Consider the following 23,636-nt stretch of genomic DNA (forward strand, 5'->3'; position numbering starts at 1 on the left):
ATAGAACATGGCATGGTCCTTCTCGCTCGGCCGATTGCTCGGTTCGGAACTGAGGGTCCATGTCACCTTCTTCCTGCTTCTGGCATGGGTCGGATTTGCGGCCTATTCCAACGGGGGTTGGCACGCCGCGCTCAACAACCTGCTATTCGTTCTGGCCCTGTTTGCCTGTGTGGTCGCTCATGAGTTTGGCCATGCGCTGATGGCAAGGCGCTATGGCATCCGCACTCCTGACATCACTCTGTTGCCCATCGGCGGTCTGGCCCGACTGGAACGCATGCCGGAAAAACCGATGCAAGAGGTTTGGGTAGCACTCGCCGGGCCTGCGGTGAATGTGGTGATCTGGGCGATTCTGGTTGTGCTTGGGGGCGGTCTGAGGCTGGAGTCGTTGGTTCAAATTGACTCCGCGCAGGCGAGTTTGCTGAACCGATTGGCCAATGTGAACCTGCTGCTGGCCGCCTTCAACCTGATACCGGCCTTTCCCATGGATGGCGGGCGAGTGTTTCGCGCCCTGTTGTGCCTGCGAATGGACCGGGTCCGGGCGACTCGTTTTGCCGCTATCGCGGGACAGATCGTGGCCGTAGGTCTAGGCTTTCTCGGACTGACATCGGCCAATCCCATTCTGGTTCTGATCGCCGTGTTTGTCTTCGTTGCCGCAAATAGCGAAAGCCAGGACGTGGCGATGCGTTCGGTGGCCCGGCGGGTTCAGGCACGCGACGCTATGATCACCGAATTCCGCGCGCTTACGCCCGAGGACACGCTGGCCACTGCTGCGCAGGCGGTGATCCATACCACGCAACACGAATTCCCGGTTCTGGATTTCGAAGGCGAGCTTCTGGGCTTTGTCACCCGCGATCGCCTGTTCGCTGCGCTGGCTGGGGATCACCCACGTTCGGACCTTGCGGTGTCGATCATGGAAACCGGCATCCCACAGGTTCCACTGACCGCTGGTTTGAACAAGGTTCTGGATGGGCTGCATTCGGGCGCGCCCGCGATTGCTGTTTGCACCAAGGCCGGAAAGATGGTGGGCTACATCACGCGTGAGAATATCGGTGAGTTGATGGTGATACAGGGGCGCTAGCCGGCCCTGTCAGGACATCTCCAACGCATCGTCGAGGACCGAAACAACCGCCTCTCTCGGGACATCCGATGTCACAAACGCCTGCCCGATCCCGCGCGCCAGAATGAAACGCAGCTGTCCATCCACAACCTTCTTGTCCTGCGCCATCAAGTCGACCAGAGCTTCGGCGCCCGGCAACTCTCCGGGGATATCGGCCAGATCAGTTTTCATCCCCATGGCGCGCAGATGCGCCCGTACGCGGCTGGGGTCTTCCTGAGAACACAGACCCAAACGGGCCGACAGCTCGAACGCAAGCGCACAACCGATGGCGACGCCTTCGCCGTGAAGCAGCCGGTCCGAGTAACCAGTCGCGGCCTCAAGCGCATGGCAGAAGGTGTGGCCCAGATTCAGTAGCGCGCGGTCACCTTGCTCGGTTTCGTCACGGGCGACGATATCGGCCTTCATCTGAACTGACCGTGTGACCGCCTGAACCCGCGCTGCCATATCGCCCGAGGACAAGCGCGGGCCGTTCTGTTCAAGCCACTCAAAGAACTCAGCATCCCCCAGCAGGCCGTATTTCACCACCTCGCCATATCCGGCCAGAAAGTCGCGCGCAGTCAGCGTGCCCAGAACAGTCGTGTCGGCCAGCACCAGCGAAGGCTGATGGAATGCGCCGATCAGGTTCTTACCCTGCGGCGCATTGATCCCGGTTTTCCCGCCCACTGAACTGTCGACCTGCGCCAGCAATGAGGTTGGTATCTGCACGAACCGCACACCACGCCGCATCACTGCCGCCGCAAATCCGGCCAGATCGCCAATCACCCCGCCGCCGAGTGCGACGACCACATCCCGGCGCTCGACCTTTTCGGCGAGCAGCCATTCGACCGCGCGCTCGAAATGTGGCCAGCTTTTGGTGGCTTCGCCAGCGGGCAGCGTCAGCGCCGTCATCTCGATGCCAGTGGTCGCCAACCCGTCGCGCAAAGCGTCCAAATGCAGGCCCGCGACCGTGTCATCCGTCAGAACTGCGACGCGCGGACGCGGCAACAAAGGCGCAATACGCGCGCCGGCCTGCGCCAGAAGGTCTGGCCCGATCTCAACATCATAGGAACGTTCGGCCAAGTCTACATGTACGGTCTGATGCATTAAATCCGTTCCAAAACATCCGGGCGCGTCTCAAGCGCTGAGACCACCCGGCCCACCATATCCTCAATCGCGGTTTCGCCGTCCGAGTCGGCGACCAGATCTGCCTGTTCATAGACGGACACCCGCGCCTGATACAAATCGCGCAATGTCGCATAAGGGTCTGCTGTGCGTAGCAACGGACGTGTGTCCTTATGCTTGACCCGGTTCCAAAGCACATTCAGATCAGCCCTCAACCAGACCGACACCCCCCGGTCCGAGATCATTTGGCGGTTCCCTTCCGCCAGAAACGCCCCGCCACCGGTTGACAGAATGCCCTTCTGTTCATCCAGCAAACGCCCAATGATCTGGCTTTCCTTGCTGCGAAAGAAGGTCTCGCCATCGCGGGCGAAAATCTCGGGGATCGTCATGTTGGCAGCCGATTCGATCTCGGCGTCGCTATCGAGAAACGGTACACCCAGCCGCGCGGCCAGCGCACGCCCTACGGCGGTCTTCCCTGCGCCCATCATACCCACAAGGACGACGGTTTTGTGCAATCGAAACCGCTCAGCGGTGCCGGGGCGTGACGCGTTATGCTTAATTTCGCTCATTTCATCGTGAATGACGTGATCTTGGAAAAAATGCCAGTTATAACTTGGGCAAAAGCAAAATTTGAGGCAGCGTTCACCCATGGGTCGTTTGATCAAGTTCCTGATATACCTCATTTGCCTGAGCTTCATCGGGCTGGTCGGGTATGCCTATGTCGGGCCATTCTTTGGCGCAGACTTTTCTGCACCGCAAAGCGAAATACGAGAACCGGTCTCATTGAATGCGGACTAAAGCCACTTTGCTGGCGCTTCTTCTGGCCGGGACGGCGCAGGCACAAACGTCCGAACCGTTGTCTGCCATCGACTGGTTGACAGATCCGCCCCAGAACCTGCCCGGCACTGTGCTGCTGGAGCCACCGGTAAGCCAGACCGGTCTGCAGCCCGATGTGCAGGTCACCCCGCTCGAAGCGCTTTCCCCACCGTTGGGTCTGGTTGCATCTTCGGTCACCGGCTTGCCCGTAGACTTGTGGCAAAGCAGTGCGCCCGAGCGGCTTGCAGAACTGATCGCCCGCGTCCCCGTCAGAGCAAACCCCGCGATGCAGCGCCTGCTGTTCACTCTGCTTCTGACCGAGGCGCGACCGCCTTTGGGAACGCAGTCGCATGACATATTGCTGATGGCACGATTGGATCGCCTCATGCAACTTGGCGCGTCCGACCCGGTTCAATCTTTGGTGCAATTGGCCGGTCCAACCGACTCGCAAGAGAGGTTTCAGCGCTGGTTCGACGCCACATTGCTGACCGGGGACGAGGACCGCAGCTGCACCGCACTGATCGCGCAACCGCATCTGTCGCGGGACTATGCGGCGCAGATCTTCTGCAAGGCCCGGCGCGGCGACTGGGCTTCGGCGGCGCTGACATTGGAAGCGGCGCATGCACTTCAGGTTCTGCCCGAGGATCAGCTTGCTCTGCTCGACCGGTTTCTGAGCCCGGAACTGTTCGAGGATGCCGAGTACCTGCCGCAGCCCGAAGATCCGAACCCGTTGACCTTCCGTCTGTTCGAAGCCATCGGAGAGCGCCTGCCCACGGCCTCGCTGCCCCGCGCCTTCGCCAATGCCGACCTGCGGGATGTCGCTGGCTGGAAAGCGCAGGTTGAAGCTGCGGAACGCCTGACCCGCATCGGAGCGCTCACCCCCAACCAGTTGTTGGGTCTTTACACCGAACGGTCTCCGGCCGCGTCCGGCGCCGTTTGGGATCGCGTCGCGGCCATTCAGAAGTTCGAAACGGCGTTGAATTCAGGCTCCGCAGACGCCATCGGGCAATCGCTGACGGCTGCTTGGTCTCAGATGCAAACCGTGGGTCTTGAAGTTGCCTTTGCCGAGTTGTTCGCCCCTCGTCTTGCGTCTCTGACCCTGCCGTCCGACGATGCCGAGAACTTGCGCTGGCGGATCGTGTTGCTGTCCGAACTGTACGAGGACGCGGCGCGGGCGGCACCGGATGGCTCAGCTGCAAACGCTTTCCTGGCCGCGCTTGCAATGGGAGACCCCGGTCGCGCCGAGGCACCGACACCACTGGCTGATGCGATTTCCGAGGGGTTTGCGTGGTCCGCCCCGATTCCGTCAGATATCAACGCGTTGCTCAGCAATGACCAACTGGGCGAGGCCATTCTGGAAACCATGCAGTTGTTCGCGCATGGCGCACGTGGCAATCTGGTCGACCTGACCGCGGCACTCGCCGCCTTCCGCCGTGTCGGCCTTGAAGACACGGCGCGTCGTGCGGCGTTGCAGTTGATGATCCTCAACGGGGCCTGACCATGACCGCGCCCGCCTCACAAGAGTTGTGGATTTCCACCTTCCTGGAAGCGCAGGCCGCCGAACTGGGCGCGGCCACCAATACGCTGCTCGCTTATGGGCGCGACCTCAAGGATTTCGCAGGCTGGCTGGACCGTCGCAAAACCAGCTTTGCCAGTGCGGACCGCGACCTGATCGAGGGTTACCTGATCGATTGTGACGCTCAGGGGCTGTCCCGTTCGACGCGCGCACGTCGTCTGTCGGCAATCAAGCAGCTCTATCGTTTTGCGTTCGAAGAAGGCTGGCGCGACGCCAACCCGGCGATCCAGATCAAAGGCCCTGGGCGTGCGAAACGGCTGCCCAAAACGCTGGACGTGGCCGAGGTTGACCAACTGCTGGCCGCTGCCCGCCGCACAGGGCGGACACGAGCCGACAAGTTGCGCAACACATGCCTGATGGAACTGCTTTATGCCACAGGCATGCGCGTGACCGAGCTGGTCTCGTTGCCAGTCTCTTCGGCGCGTGGCGACCCGCGCATGCTTTTGGTGCTGGGCAAGGGTGGCAAAGAGCGGATGGTGCCTCTGTCGCCCGATGCCCGCAAATCGCTGGCCGTCTGGTTGAAGGTCCGGGACGAGACCGAGGAACAATCAGTCGCCAAAGGGGGTCAGACATCGCGCTTTCTGTTTCCCTCGCGCGGGCGTTCCGGCCATTTGACCCGGCATATGTTCTTTTTGTTGATCAAGGACTTGGCGGTCGAGGGCGGCGTCCCGCCCGAGAAAGTCACGCCACACACGCTGCGCCACGCCTTTGCCACACACCTGCTGGCCAACGGCGCAGATCTGCGTTCAATCCAGACGCTGCTGGGGCATGCGGATGTGGCGACGACCGAAATCTACACCCATGTGCTGGATGAACGCCTGTCGGAACTGGTGCTGGAACACCACCCGCTGGCAAAAGACGACACAACCGATCAGGGCTAACCCCTTGATCCGACGGGGCCGCACCCCCATAACGGATGCAGCAACAGACATATCCAAGGACCGATGGAACCCACCTCTTCTCTGCTTGATAGTGCCTTCTGGATCACCTCAGGCTCTATCCTTCTTCTGCTCGTATTGTCGGGCTTTTTCTCTGGCTCGGAAACGGCACTGACGGCGTCCTCGCGCGGTAAGCTCAGGGCACAGGCAGACAAGGGATCAAAGGGGGCGCAAAAAGCCCTTGATATTACCGATGACAATGAACGTCTGATCGGGTCGGTTCTGCTGGGCAACAACCTGGTGAACATTCTGGCGGCTTCGCTTGCGACCGCTCTTTTTACCCGCTTGTTCGGTGAAAGCGGTGTTGCGTTGGCGACGCTGGTGATGACCTTGCTGGTCCTGATCTTTGCTGAGGTGCTGCCCAAAACCTACGCCATCACCAATGCCGAAAAGGCTGCCTCGCTGGTTGCGCCGGTGATCAGTATAGTGGTCACGGTATTCTCGCCGGTCGTTGCGGCAGTGCGTCTTCTGGTGCGCGGCGTGCTGCGCCTGTTCGGTGTGCAGATCGACCCCGACAGCAACATTCTGGCCGTACGCGAGGAAATCGCGGGGGCCCTGCAGCTTGGCCATTCCGAAGGCGTGGTCGAAAAGGAAGACCGAGACCGCATTCTGGGCGCGCTCGACCTTGGCGACCGAGCGGTGGAAGAGATCATGCTGCATCGCTCGAATATCGAGATGATCGACGCGGATGCCGAGCCCGAGGCGATCCTGCAGCAGTGTCTGGAAAGCCCGCACACTCGCCTGCCCGTCTACCGCGACGAGCATGAAAACATTGTGGGCGTTGTCCATGCCAAAGATCTGTTTCGCGCGATGTATGCGCAGGTCGGGGGCGCGGATGGCGATGCTGACCGGCTCAAGACCTTTGATATCGCCAAGGTGGCCAACGACCCCTATTTCGTTCCCGAAACGACCACGCTGGACGACCAGATGCGCGAGTTTCTTCGAATGCACAGCCATTTTGCTTTGGTTGTCGACGAATATGGCTCGCTGCGTGGTTTGATCACGCTTGAAGACATTCTGGAAGAGATTGTGGGCGAAATCGCGGACGAGTTCGATATCGACGAAGAGGTGCCGGTGAGCCGTACAGACGACGGCCAGTTCCTTGTCGAAGGCGCGATGACCATCCGTGATGCCAACCGTGCACTCGACTGGTCGCTGCCGGATGAAGAGGCCAATACACTGGCCGGTCTGGTGATCCACGAAGCGCAGATGATCCCGACCGTGGGTCAGGTGTTTTCGTTCCACGGCTTCCGGTTCGAGGTCACGGCGCGCGAAGGCAACCGGATCACCGGCTTGAAAGTGCGTCCCCTTTAGGCCCGACCAACGACAGCTCATGTCGCGAACGGAACAGTATTGGCGCGGCGGCCCTTGCAGGCTTTGGCCAAAACCCAAGGGAGATCAGCCGTGAAAACCACCACCCGTGTTGCAGTGATCGGCGGCGGCGTCGTCGGCTGTTCGGTTCTCTATCACCTGACTAAGCTGGGTTGGTCGGATGTGATGCTACTGGAACGCTCTGAACTGACCAGCGGGTCCACGTGGCACGCGGCAGGCGGGTTTCACACGCTGAACGGCGACACCAATATGGCCGCGCTGCAGGGCTATACGATCCGGCTGTATAAAGAGCTGGAAGAGATCACCGGCATGTCTTGCGGCCTGCATCATGTGGGCGGTGTTACGCTCGCCGACAATCAGGACCGTTTTGACATGCTGCTGGCCGAACGGGCCAAGCATCGATTTATGGGGCTTGAGACTGAAATCGTTGGCCCGGACGAGATCAAAAAGATCGCCCCGATCACCAACACCGATGGCATCCTCGGCGCGCTTTACGATCCGCTCGACGGGCATCTTGATCCGTCGGGCACCACACATGCGTATGCCAAGGCCGCGCGGATGGGGGGCGCCACGATTGAAACCCACTGCATGGTGCGCGAAACCAACCAGCGACCCGACGGCACATGGGATGTGGTGACCGACAAGGGCACCATCCATGCCGAGCATATCGTCAACGCAGGCGGCCTCTGGGCGCGCGAGGTCGGGGCGATGGCAGGCATCTACTTTCCGCTGCACCCGATGGAGCATCAATATCTTGTCACCGATGCCATCCCCCAAATCGAGGCGATCATTGATGCCGGCGGAGAGCACCCGCATGTGATGGACCCCGCTGGCGAAAGCTACCTTCGGCAGGAAGGGCGCGGGTTATGCATCGGATTCTACGAGCAGCCCTGCAAGCCTTGGGCCGTCGATGGCACGCCGTGGGAGTTTGGCCATGAACTGCTGCCGGACGACTATGACAAGATCACCGACAGCATCGAGTTTGCCTATCGCCGCTTCCCGGTTCTGGCCGAGGCTGGTGTAAAGTCGGTCATCCACGGGCCGTTTACCTTTGCGCCAGACGGGAATCCCTTGGTCGGCCCGGTGCCGGGTGTGCGCAACTATTGGTCCGCCTGCGGGGTGATGGCGGGGTTCAGTCAGGGCGGCGGCGTTGGCCTGACACTGGCGCAATGGATGATCGAAGGTGAACCGGAACGGGACGTCTTTGCCATGGATGTCGCCCGGTTCGGCGACTGGATCAGCCCCGGATACACCCGCCCCAAGGTGATCGAGAACTATCAGAAACGATTCAGCGTCGCCTACCCGAACGAAGAACTGCCGGCCGCTCGCCCCAACCGCACCACGCCGATGTACGACATCTTCAGCGATCTTGGCGCGGTCTGGGGGCAGCAATATGGATTGGAAGTGCCGAACTACTTCGCCCAAGGCGAGGAGCCCGGATATGAAACGCCATCATTCCGCCGCTCGGACGCGTTCGACGCCACCGGACGCGAGGTCCGGGCGGTACGCGAAGGCGTTGGCATCAACGAGGTGCATAATTTCGGCAAGTACCGCATCACCGGGTCCGGTGCACGAGACTGGCTGGACCGGATCATGGCAGGCCGCATCCCATCGCCGGGACGGTTATCGCTGACACCTATGCTGTCGCCCAAGGGCAAACTGATCGGCGATTTCACCATCTCGTGCCTGAGTGAGACTGAATTTCAGCTAACAGCTTCCTACGGCAGTCAGGCCTTTCACATGCGCTGGTTCCAGCAGAACGCGCAGGACGGCGTGGCGGTCGACAATATCAGCGACCGGCTGAACGGGTTCCAGATTGCGGGGCCAAAGGCGGCTGAGGTACTGGCCAGTTGCGCGCGCGATGATGTCGGCGCGCTGCGCTTTCTCGACGTGCGCCGTATGACGGTCGGCATGACCGACTGCATCGTGCAGCGCGTTAGCTATACTGGCGATCTCGGGTATGAAATCTACTGCGATCCAATGGCGCAGCGACAGCTTTGGTGGACGCTGTGGCAGGCCGGGGAACCGCATGGGATAGTGCCCTTTGGCATGCGCGCGATGATGAGCTTGCGGCTGGATAAGTTCTTTGGCTCGTGGATGCGTGAGTTCTCGCCCGATTACACCGCCGCCGAGACCGGGCTGGACCGGTTCATCTCGTTCGCCAAGCCTACCGATTTCATCGGGCGCGCAGCCGCCGAGGCGGACCGCCCCAACCGCAAGCTGGTCGCCTTTGAGGTCAACGCCGATGATGCCGACGTCAACGCCTATGAGCCTATCTGGATTGGCGGTGCAGTCGTCGGTTTCTGTACCTCTGGCGGCTACTCCCACTATGCTTCGAAATCCATCGCGATGGGGTTCCTGCCGATTGAACATGCGCAGGCTGATCAGGCGGTCGAGATCGAAATCCTTGGGCAGATGCGGCCTGCGTGGGTCATCTCGATCCCGTTGTTCGACGCCGATGGAACCCGTATGCGGGGATGACGCGCGGCAGCAAAGAATGCATGGTCGGGGCATGAGCGCGATTCCCATCATCCTGCTGGCTGCAGGACAGTCCAGCCGCATGGGCGGCATCGACAAGTTGATGCAACCGGTCGATGGCATGCCATTGCTGCGGCGCTCGGCCATGATCGCGCAGACGGCTGGTCCGGTGATCGTTGCGCTGCCCCCAGCCCCCCATCCGCGACACGGCGCCCTCGAGGCGCTGGATGTCGAAATTGTCGAAATCGAAGATGCCGCTGAAGGGATGAATGCCAGCTTGCGCGGTTCGTTGGCGATGGTCCCTGAAACCGCACCTGCCGTGATGATCCTGCTGGCGGACTTGCCAGATCTTACATCCGATGACCTTAACGCTGTCCTTCGATCGAAAACCCATCACCCCGACCACCTTGTCTGGCGCGGCGCGACCGCAGATGGCAAGCCCGGTCATCCGGTCATCTTCACGCGGTCGGTTTTCGGTGCCCTGTCGCAACTGACCGGGGACACCGGGGCGCAGGATGTCGTGAGGCAATGCAAAGGCAAGGTCCACCTTCACCCCCTGCCCGCGCGGAACGCACTTCTGGATCTGGATACCCCGGCAGATTGGCAAAACTGGCAGTCAAACCGCCCTTCAGAATAGACACGGCCCGGTCGTTAAAGACCGGGCCGCTTGCCCAAAAAACAGGACTACCACTTTCACCAATCTCGCAAGCGCGGTCAGATCACCAAACTGGTTTCCTGACTATCTGCTGCCGAACCTAAACAAGACCCCCTCGTTAACATGCCGCTCAGCGCTATGGAGACTGAAGATGTGCCTTCGACACCCCCTAGTGTCTCGGGCCCCCCTCACTTGGGCAATTACATCGTTGCCGATCCAATGCGTTCAAACAACGTAAAATTGGAAGAAATGGTAAATTTCCCCGAAATCGAAGACTGGCTTGCGCAAAAATGCAACAACCCGAAATCTCCTTTGGGTTGCGCGCAGATCAGGGCTTGCCGCGCACATTATGCGACCCTTCCTTCGTTGCTTTGCAATTCGATTTGTTTTTGAAGCTTTCCCGCGGTTCCGCGCATCCGGCCGACACTCGAAACACAACCTTAGGATGATAGGTGTCACTTTGATCCGACACCTGGTTCGTTTGTTAACAAAACTGAATCAATTCGACACTTTTTTCGGACTGTTGACCAGATCGGCAACAATTCACCGAATCGCCGGGGGGCAGACAGGCTGATTCCCGCTCATGCGCCCGTGCCGACCCGTGGCATAGAAATGGCAGAAAGTGGCAAAATTAAGGTTTCTTAATCTTTCTGTCAGAAACCCCAAAGGTTTGAGAGGCATCTCCTGTCACAAGCGCGGGCAAAACCGCCAAACACAGACAGGAGTCAAAATGAGCATCCGTAAATCCTCATTGCTTTTCCCCCGTACATCGAACTGGATGGGCGTAAGCGCGTTGGGCGCGGCCATGCTGGCCACCACCGCCCTACCAGCCATGGCAGACGAGGCGCTGGCTGATCTGGTCGAGAGTGTATCACCCTCGGTCGTCACGATCATCGCCAAGCAGGACGCCGCGCCAGCCCCGGCGCAGGGACAGGACTTCGATTTCGAAGGCCACCCGTTTGGAGAGTTCTTCAAGCGTTTCGGCGGACCCGAAGGGTTCCAGACGCCGCAGCGTGGCCCGGCCCAAGGCCTTGGATCCGGCTTTGTTCTGGATGAGGCTGGATACATCGTCACCAACCACCATGTCGTTGATAACGCGAGCGAAGTCACCGTCCGCCTGAGCGACGACCGCAGCTTTGAGGCCGAAGTCATCGGCACCGATCCGTTGACAGATATCGCAGTTCTGAAGATCGACGCGGGCGAGGACCTGCAGGCGGTACAATTGGGTGACAGCGACGTGATCCGTGTGGGTGAGGACGTCGTGGCCATCGGTAACCCGTTCGGGCTCAGCTCGACCGTGACCACTGGCATCGTCTCGGCAAAAGGCCGCAATATCTCGGAAGGGCCCTACGCGGAATTTATCCAGACCGACGCCGCCATCAACAAAGGCAATTCGGGCGGTCCGCTGTTCAATATGCAAGGCGAGGTGATCGGTGTGAACTCAGCCATCTATTCGCCTAGCGGTGGCTCGGTGGGTCTGGGGTTTGCAGTTACCTCCAACATCGTGGATCACATCACCGCCGACCTGCGGGATGACGGTCAGGTCAGCCGCGGCTGGCTGGGCGTGTCGATCCAGAACGTCAGCCCGGAACTGGCCGCCGCGATGGGTGTCGATGCGGCAACCGGTGCCTTGGTGTCCGACGTCGTGGCCGACAGCCCCTCTGACGGGGTGCTGCAGCAAGGCGATGTCATCCTCAGCTTTAACGGAGAACCCGTTGAATCCAGTAGCGATCTGCCGATCCTTGTGGGCACCACCAAGGTGGGTACCGACAGCGTTTTGACCGTACTGCGCAACGGCAAGGAGGAACAGATTGAACTGACCATCGGCCAGCATCAATCCGCTGCGGCTGCGACCGACAGCGTGGTCGAGGACAAGTTCGAAGGTACCTCACTGGGCGTAACGGTCGCACCGCTGACCGAAACCGCGCGCGCGGAAATGGGCGTGGCCGAGACTGTGGATGGCGTTGTCGTCACCGATCTCAAGCCCGAAAGCCCTGCCGCAAAGGCCGGTCTGCAGCGCGGCGATGTGATCGTACGTCTAGGCAATCTGGACACCGTGACGCCGGATGCACTGAAAAGCGCGCTGGAAAGCGAAAAGACTGATCCCGCGCTGGTCCTGATCAATCGCGGCGGCAACCAGATCTTTGTCGCGGTCGAGATCGCCTGACCTACAACACCAAAGCGCGCCACATGATGGGGAAATCTGGTGCGCTTATCCCCGAAAGTGCGGATTGTCCACGCACTGACGGGACGGCCGGGTGCGGCTTCGCACCCGGCCTGTTTTTTTGAAAGAGTATCTGTGTTTATATCCGATTGGGAAAGGAGCCCCGGCCATGAGCAGACGCCTGTTGATTGTTGAGGATGACCAAGAGACCCGCGATTTCATAGCCAAGGGTTTCAACGAAGAAGGCTACGTGGTCGAGGTCGCTTCGGATGGCCGCGAGGGGCTTTATCATGCCACCGACGGTGGTTTCGACGCGGTTGTTCTGGACCGGATGCTGCCCGGGCTCGACGGTCTGTCGCTGATCAAGTCGATGCGCGCGGCGGGGTTGAAAACGCCTGTCCTGATGCTGACCGCCATGAGCGCGGTCGACGAGCGGGTGAAGGGCCTGCGCGCTGGGGCGGATGACTATCTGGTCAAGCCATTCTCGTTTCAGGAACTGCACGCCCGGATCGAGGCACTGCTGCGCCGCCCGCAGGAATCCGAAGAGACGCCGACACTGGCCTGTCGCGATCTGGAAATGGACCTGCTGACCCGCAAAGTCACCCGTGGCGGGCGCGAGATCACCCTCACCCCGCGTGAGTTCCAGATTCTGGAGTTCTTTCTGCGCCGCAAGAACCGCGTCGTCTCGCGCACCATGTTGTTGGAGGGCGTCTGGGATTATCACTTTGACCCCAACACCAACGTGGTTGACGTCCATATTTCAAAGCTGCGCCGTCAGTTGGACGAGGATGGAGCAGACCCGATAATCGAGACGGTTCGGGGTGCTGGATACATGGTTTCGGATGGCTGACCTGCGGCTGTCGCTCAGAAATGCCCGCACCCGGCTGGTCATCGCCAGCATGGTGCTCAGCACATTGTTGACCGCTGCGGTGCTGACGACTGTCTATGTGACCGCCAATCGGACGATCTCGGCAGAGACCCGCTCGGTCGTGCAAGCGGAGTTGACGGGGTTGGCGGACGAATACGAACGCCTTGGCATAATCGGGCTGATCAACGCGATCGAACGCCGGTTGCCGACCGCAGCACAGCGCGATGCCCTGTATCTTTTGACAGGGCGGCAAGGCACGCGGCTTGCAGGCAATCTGACCCGTTGGCCCGAAGGCATCTCGCCCGGCAGCGGCTGGGTCGAGTTGCAACTGCGCCGTGAAGGCAGCGAGCAGACCGTTCCGATCTCGGCCGCCTCGGTGCGACTGCCCGCTGGTGAGCGTCTGTTGGTTGGCCGCGACGCACTGGCGCGGCAGCAATTCGACCGCGCGTTGTTTCGATCCGTTGCGCTGGCCCTTGTGACCGCTCTGGTCCTGAGTTTGCTGACCGGCTGGTTGCTGACCCGGCTGGTGTTTTCGCGTCTCAGGGAAATTGCCGATACAGCAGACAACATAGTCTCGGGCGATCTGGCCCTGCGGATGCCTTTGCGTGGCACGGGGGACGAGTTCGACCAGGTTTCGGGGACGCTCAATAACATGCTGGACAAGATCGAAGAGCTGGTCAGCAATCTGCGGACCACCTCGAACTCGATCGCGCATGATCTGCGTTCGCCTCTGTCGCGTCTGCGCCAGCGGGTCGAATCGCTGGCCGAACCGGGCAAGACCGATCAGGAGCGTGACATCGACATGGCCCGCGCAACCGGTGAGATCGACCATCTGCTGCGTGTTCTCAGCCAACTGACCGAGATCTCACGGGCTGAGGCCGGTCTTGGGCGCGAGCAATTCGAGCCGGTGAAACTGCAGCAACTGGTGGGCGATGTGGTCGAGCTGTACGAGCCCGTCGCGGCTGATCAGAACATCCGGCTTGAGGTCAAGGGCAGCGCTGGCCCGATCCAAGGCCACCGCCCCTTGCTGTCTCAGGCGCTGTCCAACCTGCTGGAAAATGCGATGCGTTACGCTCCGGCGGGCACGGCCATTACCATCGAAATCCGCGAAGACGGTGACTATACGCTGCTCAGCGTGCGCGATCGGGGACCGGGCGTACCGGAAAGCGATCTGCCCAGACTGCAGATGCCCTTTGTGACCCTGGACCCTGCAAGAACCGGACGCAATGCAGGGCTTGGCCTGGCGCTGGTCGCCGCGATCTCACATATGCATGGCGGCAAATTCCTGGCGCGCAATCGCAAACCCGGGTTGGAGACTACTCTGAGACTGGCGCGAAACCCTTAGATCAAGAACGCCGTGCACTGCATTGTTTTCAATCAGAGTATAGCGGGCAAAGATGCATACCCTCGAAAGCGGATTCTGCCACCGCGCCTGCGCAGTGGCAGCACCTGATAGCGCGGATACCGTTGCAGGAACCGTCCCAGCGCAACCCGCCCCTCTAACCGTGCGAGGGTCAGGCCAACGCAGACATGGGGCCCTCCGGCAAAGGCCAGATGACGGTTGGGTTTGCGGGTGATGTCGAAGCGTCCCGGATCATCGAATACGGCGGGATCGCGGTTGGCCGCCCCGATACACAGATGCAAGTTGGTGCCTTTCGGAACGCGCAGGCCTTCTAGCTCCATATCGGCCGTTGTTTCGCGATTGCCGAACTGGTTTGGCGAACGAAAGCGCAGGACCTCTTCGATGGTGGAATTGATCAGGCTGTCATCGTCCAGAAGTCGCCGCCGCTGATCCGGGTAGTCGTGCAACAGGGCCAGCCCATTGCCGATCAGATTGGTCGTGGTTTCATGCCCCGCATTCAGGATGAATATGCAGTTCTGCAGCAATTCGACTTCGCTGAGCTGCGCATCCGCGCCCTCTCCCCGGATCAGGCGGGTCAGGACATCCGTTTCCGGATCACCCGGGCTGGCGCGACGGCGCGCAACGAGGTCTTCAAGATAGGCCTTGAACTCAGTCACGGCCCTGTGCCCGTTGGCCAGTTGTGCCTCGGTCAGCGCGGGTTCCAAAGCGCCCAAAATGGCAAGAGACCAATCGCGCAGCGGCCCGCGTTCGGACATTGGCACATCCAGCAGGTTGCCGATGATCTGGATCGGGATGGTCGAGGCGAAATCCTCGATCAGATCCACCTCGGCCCGACCGACCATCGCGTCCAGCAACGTATCAACGGTTTCGATCAGCCCCGGCTCCATCCGGGCGATGGCACGCGGCGTCAGGGCCGATGTCATGATCTTGCGCACCCGCGTGTGCAGCGGTGGATCCGAGAAGACCAGCGAGGTGGTGTGGTGTTCAAACAGCGGAGAACCTACTCCGAATTTCGGACCAAAGGCGGCTTTCTTGTCGGATGAATAGAGCGTGGTGTCGCGATAGATCCTGTCCAGATCAGTGTGGCGCGACAGCAGGATCGAGCCATCGGGCTGCGGCAGGACTGGTGCGTGCCGCAGCAGCGTATCATAGAAAGGGAACGGATCATCCACAAAGCCATCAGGTGGATTCATCAAATCCAGATTTTGCACCATATCTTCGCGGCTTACGCTGTTCATCGCATCCTCCCTGCCCCTTCAATTGCCTAACGCATGAGGCGAGATCAAACAACTCTGCGCAGGTGACAGCGGCCACGAGGCAGGCTATGTCAGAGGCATGTCTGACCCGGTCTCTTCTATCCGCAACCTTGGCCCCGCTTTCGAACAGGCCTGTGCCCGCGCGGGCATTCATTCGGCGCAGCAACTGCGGGACTTAGGAGCGGATGAGGCCTATGCGCGCCTGCTGCAATCGGGCTCGCGCCCGCATTTCATCGGGTATTATGTGCTGGTCATGGGGCTGCAGGGCCGCCCATGGAATGATTGCAAAGGCGACGAGAAGAAGGAGCTGCGTGAACGGTTTGACGCCATCAAGGCCGAGGTCAGCCGGGCACCGGAAAGCCAGATAATCTCTGATTTGGATGCTGTGGGCGTGCGCGTGACTCCGGCAGACCTGAAACCCCTCTGAGTACAAAAAAAGGCCGCCCCGGTCCGGAGCGGCCCAATCTTGTCACCGAAGCGGCAGCTTAGCCGACCAGTTCGATGCCCGAGAAGAAGTACGCGATCTCAACCGCGGCGGTTTCCGGTGCGTCCGAGCCGTGGACCGAGTTTTCACCAACCGATTCAGCGAACTCGGCGCGGATGGTGCCGGGGGCTGCGTCTGCAGGGTTGGTTGCGCCCATGACTTCGCGGTTCTTGGCAATGGCACCTTCGCCTTCCAGAACCTGAACAACGACCGGAGCCGACGACATGAATTCGCACAGTTCGTCATAGAACGGACGCTCGGCATGCACGTCATAGAACTTGCCTGCTTGCGCTTTGGTCATTTGGATGCGCTTTTGCGCAACGATGCGCAGGCCAGCTTCTTCGAACTTGGCGTTGATCTTGCCAGTCAGGTTGCGGCGGGTTGCATCGGGTTTGATGATCGAGAATGTGCGTTCCAGTGCCATGTCGGCCTCTCCTTACAATGTGGCGCAAGATGTGCGCCGAAATCCATCGCGCGCCGCCTAACACGGTATGCGGCACAAGAAAAGCACTATGATGGCCTAAGCCTCAGATCGCGTCGGGCAACGGGTCGATCCGATCAAGCCTGCGCACATAGAGAATGGCCAGAAGACCTGCGAAGCTGCTGGCACTCATCATTCCAAGCACAAGGAACGGGCCGTTCTGGGGGCTGACAAAAGCGCCGGTCATGGTCGTCAGAATTGCCCCCAGCGCGACAATCATTGCACCCGACAGCCCCGCCGCACTGCCCGCCAGCTTAGGTCGCACTGACATCACCCCAGACGAAGCATTGGCATTGGTCAAACCGTTTCCGAACCCTACGCAAATAGCGGATCCAAAGAACACCCAGACCGACCCCAGATCAGCCAGAAACAACAACAAGCCGACAAATGGTCCGGTTGAGGCCACGATCCGGCCTGCAAGGATCATCGTTGTCAACTGTGTGCGCCTGGCGAAGCGGCCAGTGATAAAATTGCCGACCATGAAGCCGCCGGTGATGATCCCGATGCCCAGACCCAACATCGCCGGGCTCAGATCAAACCATGCCGCTGCCACAAGGGGGGCGCCGGTGATAAAGCTGTAGAAACCACCGATCGAGAAAGCGGCACATAACGCATAGCCCCAAAACCGGCGGGCGCGAAACAGGTGTGGGTATTCTCTCAGCTGTGCGGCGAAGGTTGCAGACCGGTTGGTATTGGTCTCGCCCATATCGAGCCAAAGCAAGGCGAACATTCCCACCCCGAATACCGTGTACAGGACAAATCCCGCGCGCCACCCGAACAGCATGTCCAATGCGCCGCCCAGCATTGGCCCCAGCATCGGGGCCAAGGCCATGGCCATCGCCACATACCCAAGTTTGCTGGCAGCCTCATTCGGGGCATATCTGTCGCGGATCGACGCGCTGGACAGAACAGGCCCCGCAACCACCGCGGCCTGCAATAGTCGAAACCCAAGGAAGACCCAAATCGAGTCAGCCAATACGCAGCCAAGAGACGCGAGTGCAAAGACACCCATCCCGATCAACAGGATAGGCCTGCGTCCAAACCGGTCCGACAAAGGCCCAAGGATCAGCTGCAAGCAGGCCGAAACCGCCAAGTAACCGGCCACCGAGAAATTCACCAACCCGTAATCGACCTGAAAATCTTCTGCCATCCGCGCCAGCGACGGCAGGAACATATTCAGCGACAGCACCGACAGCGCCGTTGCAAAAATCAGTGTCGCCAAAGATGGGGGCGTCCGGGCCGCGCGCATGGGTCAAAACCAACTGAAATCCAATCGGACCAGCGCTAACACATCGCTTTTGGATTGAACATGCCAAGCCGCTGGCGGCGGCATCACGGCTCTGCTAAGAGCGCGTCATGCTACGGATCGAAAACATCACCTACGCCGTTGAGGGCCGCCCGTTGTTTGACGGGGCCAGCGCGACCATCCCGGACGGCCACAAGGTTGGCCTTGTGGGCCGCAATGGCACCGGGAAAACCACGCTGTTCCGCCTGATCCGCGGGGAACTGGCGCTTGAATCGGGCGGTATCTCGATCCCGAAACGCGCCCGGATTGGCGGTGTGGCGCAAGAGGTGCCCTCGTCCGATGTGTCACTGATCAATACCGTTCTGGCTGCAGATACCGAACGCAGCGCGCTGATGGCCGAGGCCGAAAGTGCCGAAGATCCCGCCCGCATTGCCGATATCCAGACCCGTCTGGCCGATATCGACGCCTGGTCGGCCGAAGCGCGCGCGGCCTCGATCCTCAAAGGTCTGGGGTTCGACGACGCGGATCAGCTGCGCCCCTGTTCCGATTTCTCCGGCGGTTGGCGGATGCGCGTGGCGCTGGCAGCGGTGCTGTTTTCCCAGCCCGATCTGCTGCTGTTGGACGAGCCGACCAACTATCTGGACCTTGAAGGTGCGCTGTGGCTCGAGAGCTATCTGGCCAAGTACCCGCACACGGTGATCATCATCAGCCACGACCGGGGGCTTTTGAACCGTGCCGTGGGCTCGATCCTGCATCTGGAAGATCGCAAGCTCACCTACTACGCCGTGCCCTACGACAAGTTCGCCGAGCGTCGCGCCGAACGGTTGGCGCAGGCCGAATCCGAGAACGCCAAGGCCAAGGCCCGCATCGCGCACCTGCAGAGTTTTGTGGATCGCTTCCGCTATAAGGCGTCGAAAGCCGTTCAGGCCCAGTCGCGGCTAAAGATGATCGAGCGCATCCAGCTGGTCTCGACCCCGCAAGAGGCCGCGCTGCGCGCGTTTTCGTTCCCCGAGCCCGAGGAACTGTCGCCGCCGATCATCCAGATCGAAGGTGGTGTGACCGGTTATGGCGAGACCGAGGTGCTGCGCCGCCTGAACCTGCGCATTGATCAGGATGACCGCATCGCGCTGCTTGGGAAGAACGGTCAGGGCAAATCAACCCTTTCGAAGCTGTTATCCGACCGCCTACCCCTGATGGCGGGCAAGATGACGCGCAGTTCCAAGCTGCGCATCGGGTATTTCGCGCAGCATCAGGTCGATGAGCTGTATGTAGACGAAACACCTTTGGATCACCTGCGCCGTTTGCGCCCCGATGAGGCGCCGGGCAAGTGGCGATCGCGTCTGGCTGGTTTCGGCCTGAACGCGGATCAGGCCGAAACCAAGGTCGGGCGTTTGTCCGGGGGTCAGAAGGCCCGCCTGTCGTTGCTTCTGGCGACCATCGACGCGCCGCATATGCTGATCCTCGACGAACCCACCAACCACCTTGATATCGAAAGCCGCGAGGCGCTGGTCGAGGCGCTGACGGCTTATTCCGGCGCGGTGGTTCTGGTCAGTCACGACATGCACCTGCTGTCACTGGTGGCCGACCGTTTGTGGCTGGTCTCGGACGGTACGGTCAAACCGTTCGAGGAAGATCTTGAGGCTTATCGGGCCATGCTGCTTGCCAGAGACAAACCCGTCAAAGCCAAACCACAGTCCGCAAAGCCCAAGCGCCCATCGCGCGATACAATGCTGGCCTTGCGCGCCGATCTGCGTAAATGCGAGGAGCGGATCGAGAAACTGACCGATATGCACGACAAGCTCTCGGCCAAGCTGGCGGACCCGGCCTTGTACGAGGATGACAGGATCAACGATCTGGAAACCTGGAACCGGAAGTTCGCCGAGGTGACCGAGGCAATGCAAAAAGCCGAAACCCTGTGGGTCGCGGCCGCAGAGCGACTTGAACAGGCAGAGAATGCAGCATGATTGAACTGGCCTTTTTCATAACGGCGTTCACCACCATGTTTGTGGTGATCGACCCGTTCGGCACCACGCCGATCTTCGTGGCGCTGACACAGGACATGGACGCAACAACGCGCCGCAAGGTCGCCATCCGCAGCTGTCTGACCGCAGCCGGTATCCTGATCGCCTTTGCAGCCTTTGGCGAAGCGGTTCTGGGCTTTGTCGGCATTTCAATGGAAGCCTTTCGTGTAGCCGGTGGCGCGCTGCTGTTTCTGACCGCGCTCGACATGCTGTTCGACCGTCGCACCAAGCGCCGCGAGGACCGGGCCGAAGAGGAAGAGCACCCCGACCCGTCCGTCTTCCCTCTGGCCATTCCCCTGATCGCGGGCCCCGGTTCGATTGCGACGATCATTCTGCTGGCAGGCCAGAACCCCGGCATTCAGGGCATCGCTGCAGCCTGCGCCGTTATGCTGGCGGTCATGATCGTCGTCTTTGTGTTCTTTCTCGCCGGAGGTCTGATCGCCCGCATACTGGGCAAGACCGGCCTGAACGTACTGACCCGATTGCTGGGTATGTTGTTGGCCGCGCTGTCGGTTCAGTTCATTCTGGATGGCCTGAAGGCCTTTGGTTTCGCGTCCTGAATCCCCATATATACCAAAGTGACTGTGGTGAGGATTGCGGTATGGACGGCGACAGCATCGGGCGTTTGGTATATCTGGTCGTGCTTGGTTCGGCCGTGGCACTCTGGTTTGTCTCGCAAAACCGCCAATCGCTGAACAAGACCTTGCAGCAGATCATGGCCTGGGTGTTCATCTTCGTGGGCGCCATCGCCGTGATCGGCCTGTGGGAGGATATCCGTTCGTCAGTCAGCCCCGCCCCGCAGATGGCGATCACCGGTGACGCGATCGAGGTGCCGCGCGCGCGGGATGGTCACTATTATCTGCCCATGCTGGTCAATGGCACAGCCGTGACCTTTCTGGTCGACACCGGTGCCAGCCAAATCGTTCTCAGCGACAAGGATGCCGAGCGTGCCGGGATAGATACGGCACAGCTGAACTATGTTGGGCGCGCCTCGACCGCCAACGGCATGGTGCGTACAGCACCGGTTCGCTTGCAAAGCCTTGCGTTGGGGCCCATCACCGACAGCAATGTCCCGGCTTCGATCACTGAAGGCGAGTTAAGTCAGTCGCTGCTGGGGATGGAGTATCTGCATCGCTTCTCGAACATTCAGTTCGCAGATGGACGCCTGATTTTGTCGCGCTGACAGCGATTCCCCGATTGAGAACAAAGTGGGAACATGCTAATTTGTCGGCATGTCCACTCAGCTTATTGACCGCAAACCCGCGCGCACCCCGCCCGGTGTGACCCTGCATTCACAGATCAGCCTGCAACTGGCCCGTGTCCACGAGGCCTGCGGCCCCGCACGGCGCAGCTTTGCCCTGTGGCTGGCGGGGCAGACCCAAGGGCCCGTGATGTGGATCGCCCCGGACTGGCAGATCGAACACCTGCACCCCGAGGGTATGCTGCCGTTCGCCGATCCCGCGCGCTTTCTGCTGGTGCGCCCATCGAAAGCCGAAGACCTGCTTTGGTGTATGGAGGAGGCGCTGCGCAGCGGGACAGCCCCCCTTGTCATCGGTGATCTGCCCGGCCCGCCGGGGCTGACCCCGGTCCGGCGCATGCATCTGGCCGCAGAACAGGGCGGCGCGGCGGGGCAAGCACCGCTGGGGCTGCTGCTGACCCCCGATGACGGCGGCGCACAAGGGATCGAGACGCGCTGGCATATGGCCGCCACCTATTGCGACGCAGGCCAGAGCTGGACCCTGACCCGCCGCCGTGCCCGCGCACAACCGCCTGCCAGCTGGCTGGCCACCCGGGCTGCGGGTCAGGCTCTGCACCTGCAACGGGTCGAAACCAAAGACACGACTGAGTGACAGCACAGCGGTCACGCAACTTGTGACTGGTCAAAGCGGCAGCCGCGCCCTAGCGTTCCGGGATGACCCACGCGATCCACGATAGCCGCTATTCCTGGCTGCGCCTGCTGATCACTCTGGCCATTGCCACGGTGGTCAATGTGGGCATGTGGGCCGTGATCGTGGTGATGCCCGCCATCGAAACACAGTTCGGGGCCGGACGCGCCGAAGCGTCGCTGCCCTATGTCCTGACCATGATCGGCTTTGCGCTGGGCAATATGTGGCTGGGTCAACTGGTGGACCGGCTGGGCGTGACCAAAGCGCTGATCGGGGCCGCCGCCCTGAGTGCTGTCAGCTATCTGCTGGCCACACTGGCCCCGAACATGCTTCTGCTGTCGCTGGCGCATCTGCTGCTGGGGCTGGGTACGGCGGTGGGGTTCGGCCCTCTGATCGCCGATATCTCGCACTGGTTCATGCGGCGGCGCGGGATCGCCGTGGCGCTGGTGGCCAGCGGGAACTACCTGTCCGGTGCGATCTGGCCCACGTTGCTGTCGGGCATTCTGGCGCGCGAGGGCTGGCAACAGGTCTACCTGAGCCTTGCGCTGATCACTGTCGTTACGGTGATCCCCCTGTCCCTCTTGCTGCGCCGTCAAGTCCCGATTGAGGCGCACAGCACCGCCGCAGCTGCCGCCCAGACCCGCGCGCACAGCGTCGGCCTGTCGCCGCGCGCGCTGCAATACATCCTCGGGATCGCCGGAATCGGCTGCTGCGTAGCGATGTCGATGCCGCAGGTCCATATCGTATCCTACTGCGTCGGCCTGGGTTACGGCCCGGCGGTCGGGGCCGAGATGCTCTCGCTGATGCTGCTGGGTGGTGTGGTCAGCCGCGTGATCTCGGGCCTTGTGGCCGACAAGTTGGGCGGGCTGACCACCTTGCTGATCGGGTCGATCCTGCAATGTATCGCGCTGTTTCTGTTCCTGCCCTATGACGGGATGGTCTCGCTGTATGTCATCAGCATGCTGTTTGGTCTGGCACAGGGCGGCATCGTCCCCAGCTATGCCCTTGTGGTGCGCGAATACATGCCCCCACAAGAGGCTGGTGCGCGGGTGGGCTTTGTCATGATGATGACCATCATGGGTATGGCTTTGGGCGGCTGGATGTCGGGCTGGATTTACGACGTAACCGGAAATTATCAATTGGCCTTTATCAACGGCATCCTCTGGAACGGCCTGAACATCGTCATTCTGCTGACCCTAATGAAACGATCACGCCCGCGGGGTAGAGAGGTTTTGGCATGACATATCTGACCCGACGCACCCTGATCGCGGGGCTGACCGCCCTGCCCCTGGCAAGCGCCGCGCAAACCGGGCTGATCCCCTATGTGCTGGCCCCCAAGGGCACCTCGGTTGGCTTTACCTTTGATCTGTCAGGCGTGGCGCAATCCGGCACGATGCCGATCCGGTCTGCCGACATACGGATCGACACCAAACGTCTGCAGAACAGCACAGTGGACGTGGTGCTTGACGTGGCCGATGCGCGCACCAGACTGCCATTTGCCCGTGGCCCGATGCTGGGCGAAAGTGTCTTGAACGCCGAAACGCACCCGACGATACGGTTCACCTCGACCAAGATTCAACTGGGCCCGTCGGGTCGAATATCCGAAGGCGCAACCGTGACGGGTGATCTGACTGTGCGTGGCGTGACACGTCCTGTCACGCTGATGGCCAACCTTTACCGAAAGCCGGGCAGCGCGGTGGATGACCTGGATGCTCTGAGCATCAGACTGATCGGGGCATTGAACCGGCACGAGTTCGGTGCCTCGGGTTACCCAGATCTGGTGCAAGAGACGGTGGGTCTGAACATCCATGCCGAGATCGTCCGCGAAGGATGAGGCAGAAAGGCAAAAAACGA

General features: G+C 60.8%; 21 protein-coding genes. 16 read left to right on the forward strand and 5 right to left on the reverse strand.

Annotated elements, in window-relative coordinates; genetic code table 11:
• Positions 1 to 7 precede the first annotated feature (7 nt).
• Positions 8 to 1,078, forward strand: coding sequence for a site-2 protease family protein (locus ACR0KM_RS10250; protein ID WP_480821840.1), 1,071 nt, complete (start codon positions 8 to 10; stop codon positions 1,076 to 1,078).
• Positions 1,079 to 1,087: 9 nt separating this feature from the next.
• Here ACR0KM_RS10250 and aroB read toward each other — a convergent pair whose 3' ends face one another.
• Both aroB and ACR0KM_RS10260 read right to left on the reverse strand, forming a co-directional pair.
• Positions 1,088 to 2,200, reverse strand: coding sequence for a 3-dehydroquinate synthase (gene aroB / locus ACR0KM_RS10255; protein ID WP_480859546.1), 1,113 nt, complete (start codon positions 2,198 to 2,200; stop codon positions 1,088 to 1,090).
• Positions 2,200 to 2,787 carry a shikimate kinase gene (locus tag ACR0KM_RS10260; RefSeq protein WP_480859548.1) on the reverse strand — a complete coding sequence of 196 codons (588 nt, stop codon included), beginning with the start codon at positions 2,785 to 2,787 and terminating at the stop codon, positions 2,200 to 2,202. Before ACR0KM_RS10260 ends, aroB begins: the two co-directional genes overlap by 1 nt.
• A 218-nt stretch (positions 2,788 to 3,005) precedes the next feature.
• On the opposite strand from ACR0KM_RS10260, the gene ACR0KM_RS10265 reads away from it, so the two are divergent.
• From ACR0KM_RS10265 to ACR0KM_RS10300, 8 genes are all read left to right on the forward strand, one after another.
• A complete protein-coding gene (locus ACR0KM_RS10265) occupies positions 3,006 to 4,532 on the forward strand; it encodes a hypothetical protein (protein WP_480859550.1) in 1,527 nt (508 codons plus the stop codon).
• A gap of 2 nt (positions 4,533 to 4,534) precedes the next feature.
• On the forward strand, positions 4,535 to 5,491 hold the full coding sequence (locus tag ACR0KM_RS10270) for a site-specific tyrosine recombinase XerD (RefSeq protein ID WP_480859552.1): 957 nt from the start codon (positions 4,535 to 4,537) through the stop codon (positions 5,489 to 5,491).
• Between the two features lie 63 nt (positions 5,492 to 5,554).
• Positions 5,555 to 6,862, forward strand: a complete 1,308-nt coding sequence (locus ACR0KM_RS10275; RefSeq protein ID WP_480859555.1) for an HlyC/CorC family transporter — start codon at positions 5,555 to 5,557, stop codon at positions 6,860 to 6,862.
• A gap of 90 nt (positions 6,863 to 6,952) precedes the next feature.
• The gene (locus ACR0KM_RS10280; RefSeq protein ID WP_480859557.1) at positions 6,953 to 9,361 is read left to right on the forward strand and encodes a GcvT family protein; all 2,409 of its coding nucleotides are present in this window, start codon (positions 6,953 to 6,955) and stop codon (positions 9,359 to 9,361) included.
• Positions 9,362 to 9,392: 31 nt separating this feature from the next.
• A complete protein-coding gene (locus ACR0KM_RS10285; RefSeq protein ID WP_480859559.1) occupies positions 9,393 to 9,995 on the forward strand; it encodes a nucleotidyltransferase family protein in 603 nt (200 codons plus the stop codon).
• A gap of 748 nt (positions 9,996 to 10,743) precedes the next feature.
• Positions 10,744 to 12,180 carry a Do family serine endopeptidase gene (locus ACR0KM_RS10290; protein ID WP_480859561.1) on the forward strand — a complete coding sequence of 479 codons (1,437 nt, stop codon included), beginning with the start codon at positions 10,744 to 10,746 and terminating at the stop codon, positions 12,178 to 12,180.
• A gap of 166 nt (positions 12,181 to 12,346) precedes the next feature.
• The gene (locus tag ACR0KM_RS10295) at positions 12,347 to 13,027 is read left to right on the forward strand and encodes a response regulator transcription factor (protein WP_480821822.1); all 681 of its coding nucleotides are present in this window, start codon (positions 12,347 to 12,349) and stop codon (positions 13,025 to 13,027) included.
• Positions 13,020 to 14,390, forward strand: coding sequence for a sensor histidine kinase (locus ACR0KM_RS10300; protein WP_480859564.1), 1,371 nt, complete (start codon positions 13,020 to 13,022; stop codon positions 14,388 to 14,390). The genes ACR0KM_RS10295 and ACR0KM_RS10300 overlap by 8 nt, the downstream gene beginning before the upstream one ends.
• A 32-nt stretch (positions 14,391 to 14,422) precedes the next feature.
• Here the strand turns inward: ACR0KM_RS10300 and ACR0KM_RS10305 are convergent, their stop codons facing one another.
• Positions 14,423 to 15,646 (reverse strand): cytochrome P450, encoded by a 1,224-nt coding sequence (locus ACR0KM_RS10305; protein WP_480859566.1) that lies wholly within the window; start codon positions 15,644 to 15,646, stop codon positions 14,423 to 14,425.
• A gap of 97 nt (positions 15,647 to 15,743) precedes the next feature.
• Between ACR0KM_RS10305 and ACR0KM_RS10310 the strand changes: the two genes are divergently transcribed.
• A complete protein-coding gene (locus tag ACR0KM_RS10310; protein ID WP_480859568.1) occupies positions 15,744 to 16,091 on the forward strand; it encodes a TfoX/Sxy family protein in 348 nt (115 codons plus the stop codon).
• Positions 16,092 to 16,149: 58 nt separating this feature from the next.
• Here the strand turns inward: ACR0KM_RS10310 and ndk are convergent, their stop codons facing one another.
• Both ndk and ACR0KM_RS10320 read right to left on the reverse strand, forming a co-directional pair.
• Entirely contained in the window at positions 16,150 to 16,572 is a 423-nt protein-coding gene (gene ndk, locus ACR0KM_RS10315) for a nucleoside-diphosphate kinase (RefSeq protein WP_170469645.1), read from the reverse strand.
• Positions 16,573 to 16,675: 103 nt separating this feature from the next.
• Entirely contained in the window at positions 16,676 to 17,878 is a 1,203-nt protein-coding gene (locus ACR0KM_RS10320) for a multidrug effflux MFS transporter (protein ID WP_480821814.1), read from the reverse strand.
• A 107-nt stretch (positions 17,879 to 17,985) separates the two neighbouring features.
• Between ACR0KM_RS10320 and ACR0KM_RS10325 the strand changes: the two genes are divergently transcribed.
• From ACR0KM_RS10325 to ACR0KM_RS10350, 6 genes are all read left to right on the forward strand, one after another.
• Entirely contained in the window at positions 17,986 to 19,839 is a 1,854-nt protein-coding gene (locus ACR0KM_RS10325) for an ABC-F family ATP-binding cassette domain-containing protein (RefSeq protein ID WP_480859571.1), read from the forward strand.
• Positions 19,836 to 20,456 carry a MarC family protein gene (locus ACR0KM_RS10330; protein WP_480821810.1) on the forward strand — a complete coding sequence of 207 codons (621 nt, stop codon included), beginning with the start codon at positions 19,836 to 19,838 and terminating at the stop codon, positions 20,454 to 20,456. Before ACR0KM_RS10325 ends, ACR0KM_RS10330 begins: the two co-directional genes overlap by 4 nt.
• Positions 20,457 to 20,497: 41 nt before the next feature.
• Positions 20,498 to 21,079 (forward strand): retropepsin-like aspartic protease family protein, encoded by a 582-nt coding sequence (locus ACR0KM_RS10335; protein ID WP_480821808.1) that lies wholly within the window; start codon positions 20,498 to 20,500, stop codon positions 21,077 to 21,079.
• Positions 21,080 to 21,128: 49 nt separating this feature from the next.
• Entirely contained in the window at positions 21,129 to 21,746 is a 618-nt protein-coding gene (locus ACR0KM_RS10340; RefSeq protein ID WP_480859573.1) for an ImuA family protein, read from the forward strand.
• Between the two features lie 62 nt (positions 21,747 to 21,808).
• Positions 21,809 to 23,023 carry an MFS transporter gene (locus tag ACR0KM_RS10345; RefSeq protein ID WP_480859575.1) on the forward strand — a complete coding sequence of 405 codons (1,215 nt, stop codon included), beginning with the start codon at positions 21,809 to 21,811 and terminating at the stop codon, positions 23,021 to 23,023.
• The gene (locus tag ACR0KM_RS10350; RefSeq protein WP_480859577.1) at positions 23,020 to 23,616 is read left to right on the forward strand and encodes a YceI family protein; all 597 of its coding nucleotides are present in this window, start codon (positions 23,020 to 23,022) and stop codon (positions 23,614 to 23,616) included. Before ACR0KM_RS10345 ends, ACR0KM_RS10350 begins: the two co-directional genes overlap by 4 nt.
• The last annotated feature ends 20 nt before the right edge of the window (positions 23,617 to 23,636 follow it).

The organism is Ruegeria sp. G10 (assembly GCF_056533645.1).

Excerpts from the sequence above, each read along its gene's own strand:
- ACR0KM_RS10250 (WP_480821840.1), top strand. The coding sequence starts at position 8 with ATGGCATGGTCCTTCTCGCTCGGCCGATTGCTCGGTTCGGAACTGAGG.
- aroB (WP_480859546.1), bottom strand. The coding sequence starts at position 2,200 with ATGCATCAGACCGTACATGTAGACTTGGCCGAACGTTCCTATGATGTT.
- ACR0KM_RS10260 (WP_480859548.1), bottom strand. The coding sequence starts at position 2,787 with ATGAGCGAAATTAAGCATAACGCGTCACGCCCCGGCACCGCTGAGCGG.
- ACR0KM_RS10265 (WP_480859550.1), top strand. The coding sequence starts at position 3,006 with ATGCGGACTAAAGCCACTTTGCTGGCGCTTCTTCTGGCCGGGACGGCG.
- ACR0KM_RS10270 (WP_480859552.1), top strand. The coding sequence starts at position 4,535 with ATGACCGCGCCCGCCTCACAAGAGTTGTGGATTTCCACCTTCCTGGAA.
- ACR0KM_RS10275 (WP_480859555.1), top strand. The coding sequence starts at position 5,555 with ATGGAACCCACCTCTTCTCTGCTTGATAGTGCCTTCTGGATCACCTCA.
- ACR0KM_RS10285 (WP_480859559.1), top strand. The coding sequence starts at position 9,393 with ATGAGCGCGATTCCCATCATCCTGCTGGCTGCAGGACAGTCCAGCCGC.
- ACR0KM_RS10290 (WP_480859561.1), top strand. The coding sequence starts at position 10,744 with ATGAGCATCCGTAAATCCTCATTGCTTTTCCCCCGTACATCGAACTGG.
- ACR0KM_RS10295 (WP_480821822.1), top strand. The coding sequence starts at position 12,347 with ATGAGCAGACGCCTGTTGATTGTTGAGGATGACCAAGAGACCCGCGAT.
- ACR0KM_RS10300 (WP_480859564.1), top strand. The coding sequence starts at position 13,020 with ATGGCTGACCTGCGGCTGTCGCTCAGAAATGCCCGCACCCGGCTGGTC.
- ACR0KM_RS10305 (WP_480859566.1), bottom strand. The coding sequence starts at position 15,646 with ATGAACAGCGTAAGCCGCGAAGATATGGTGCAAAATCTGGATTTGATG.
- ACR0KM_RS10310 (WP_480859568.1), top strand. The coding sequence starts at position 15,744 with ATGTCTGACCCGGTCTCTTCTATCCGCAACCTTGGCCCCGCTTTCGAA.
- ndk (WP_170469645.1), bottom strand. The coding sequence starts at position 16,572 with ATGGCACTGGAACGCACATTCTCGATCATCAAACCCGATGCAACCCGC.
- ACR0KM_RS10320 (WP_480821814.1), bottom strand. The coding sequence starts at position 17,878 with ATGCGCGCGGCCCGGACGCCCCCATCTTTGGCGACACTGATTTTTGCA.
- ACR0KM_RS10325 (WP_480859571.1), top strand. The coding sequence starts at position 17,986 with ATGCTACGGATCGAAAACATCACCTACGCCGTTGAGGGCCGCCCGTTG.
- ACR0KM_RS10330 (WP_480821810.1), top strand. The coding sequence starts at position 19,836 with ATGATTGAACTGGCCTTTTTCATAACGGCGTTCACCACCATGTTTGTG.
- ACR0KM_RS10335 (WP_480821808.1), top strand. The coding sequence starts at position 20,498 with ATGGACGGCGACAGCATCGGGCGTTTGGTATATCTGGTCGTGCTTGGT.
- ACR0KM_RS10340 (WP_480859573.1), top strand. The coding sequence starts at position 21,129 with ATGTCCACTCAGCTTATTGACCGCAAACCCGCGCGCACCCCGCCCGGT.
- ACR0KM_RS10345 (WP_480859575.1), top strand. The coding sequence starts at position 21,809 with ATGACCCACGCGATCCACGATAGCCGCTATTCCTGGCTGCGCCTGCTG.
- ACR0KM_RS10350 (WP_480859577.1), top strand. The coding sequence starts at position 23,020 with ATGACATATCTGACCCGACGCACCCTGATCGCGGGGCTGACCGCCCTG.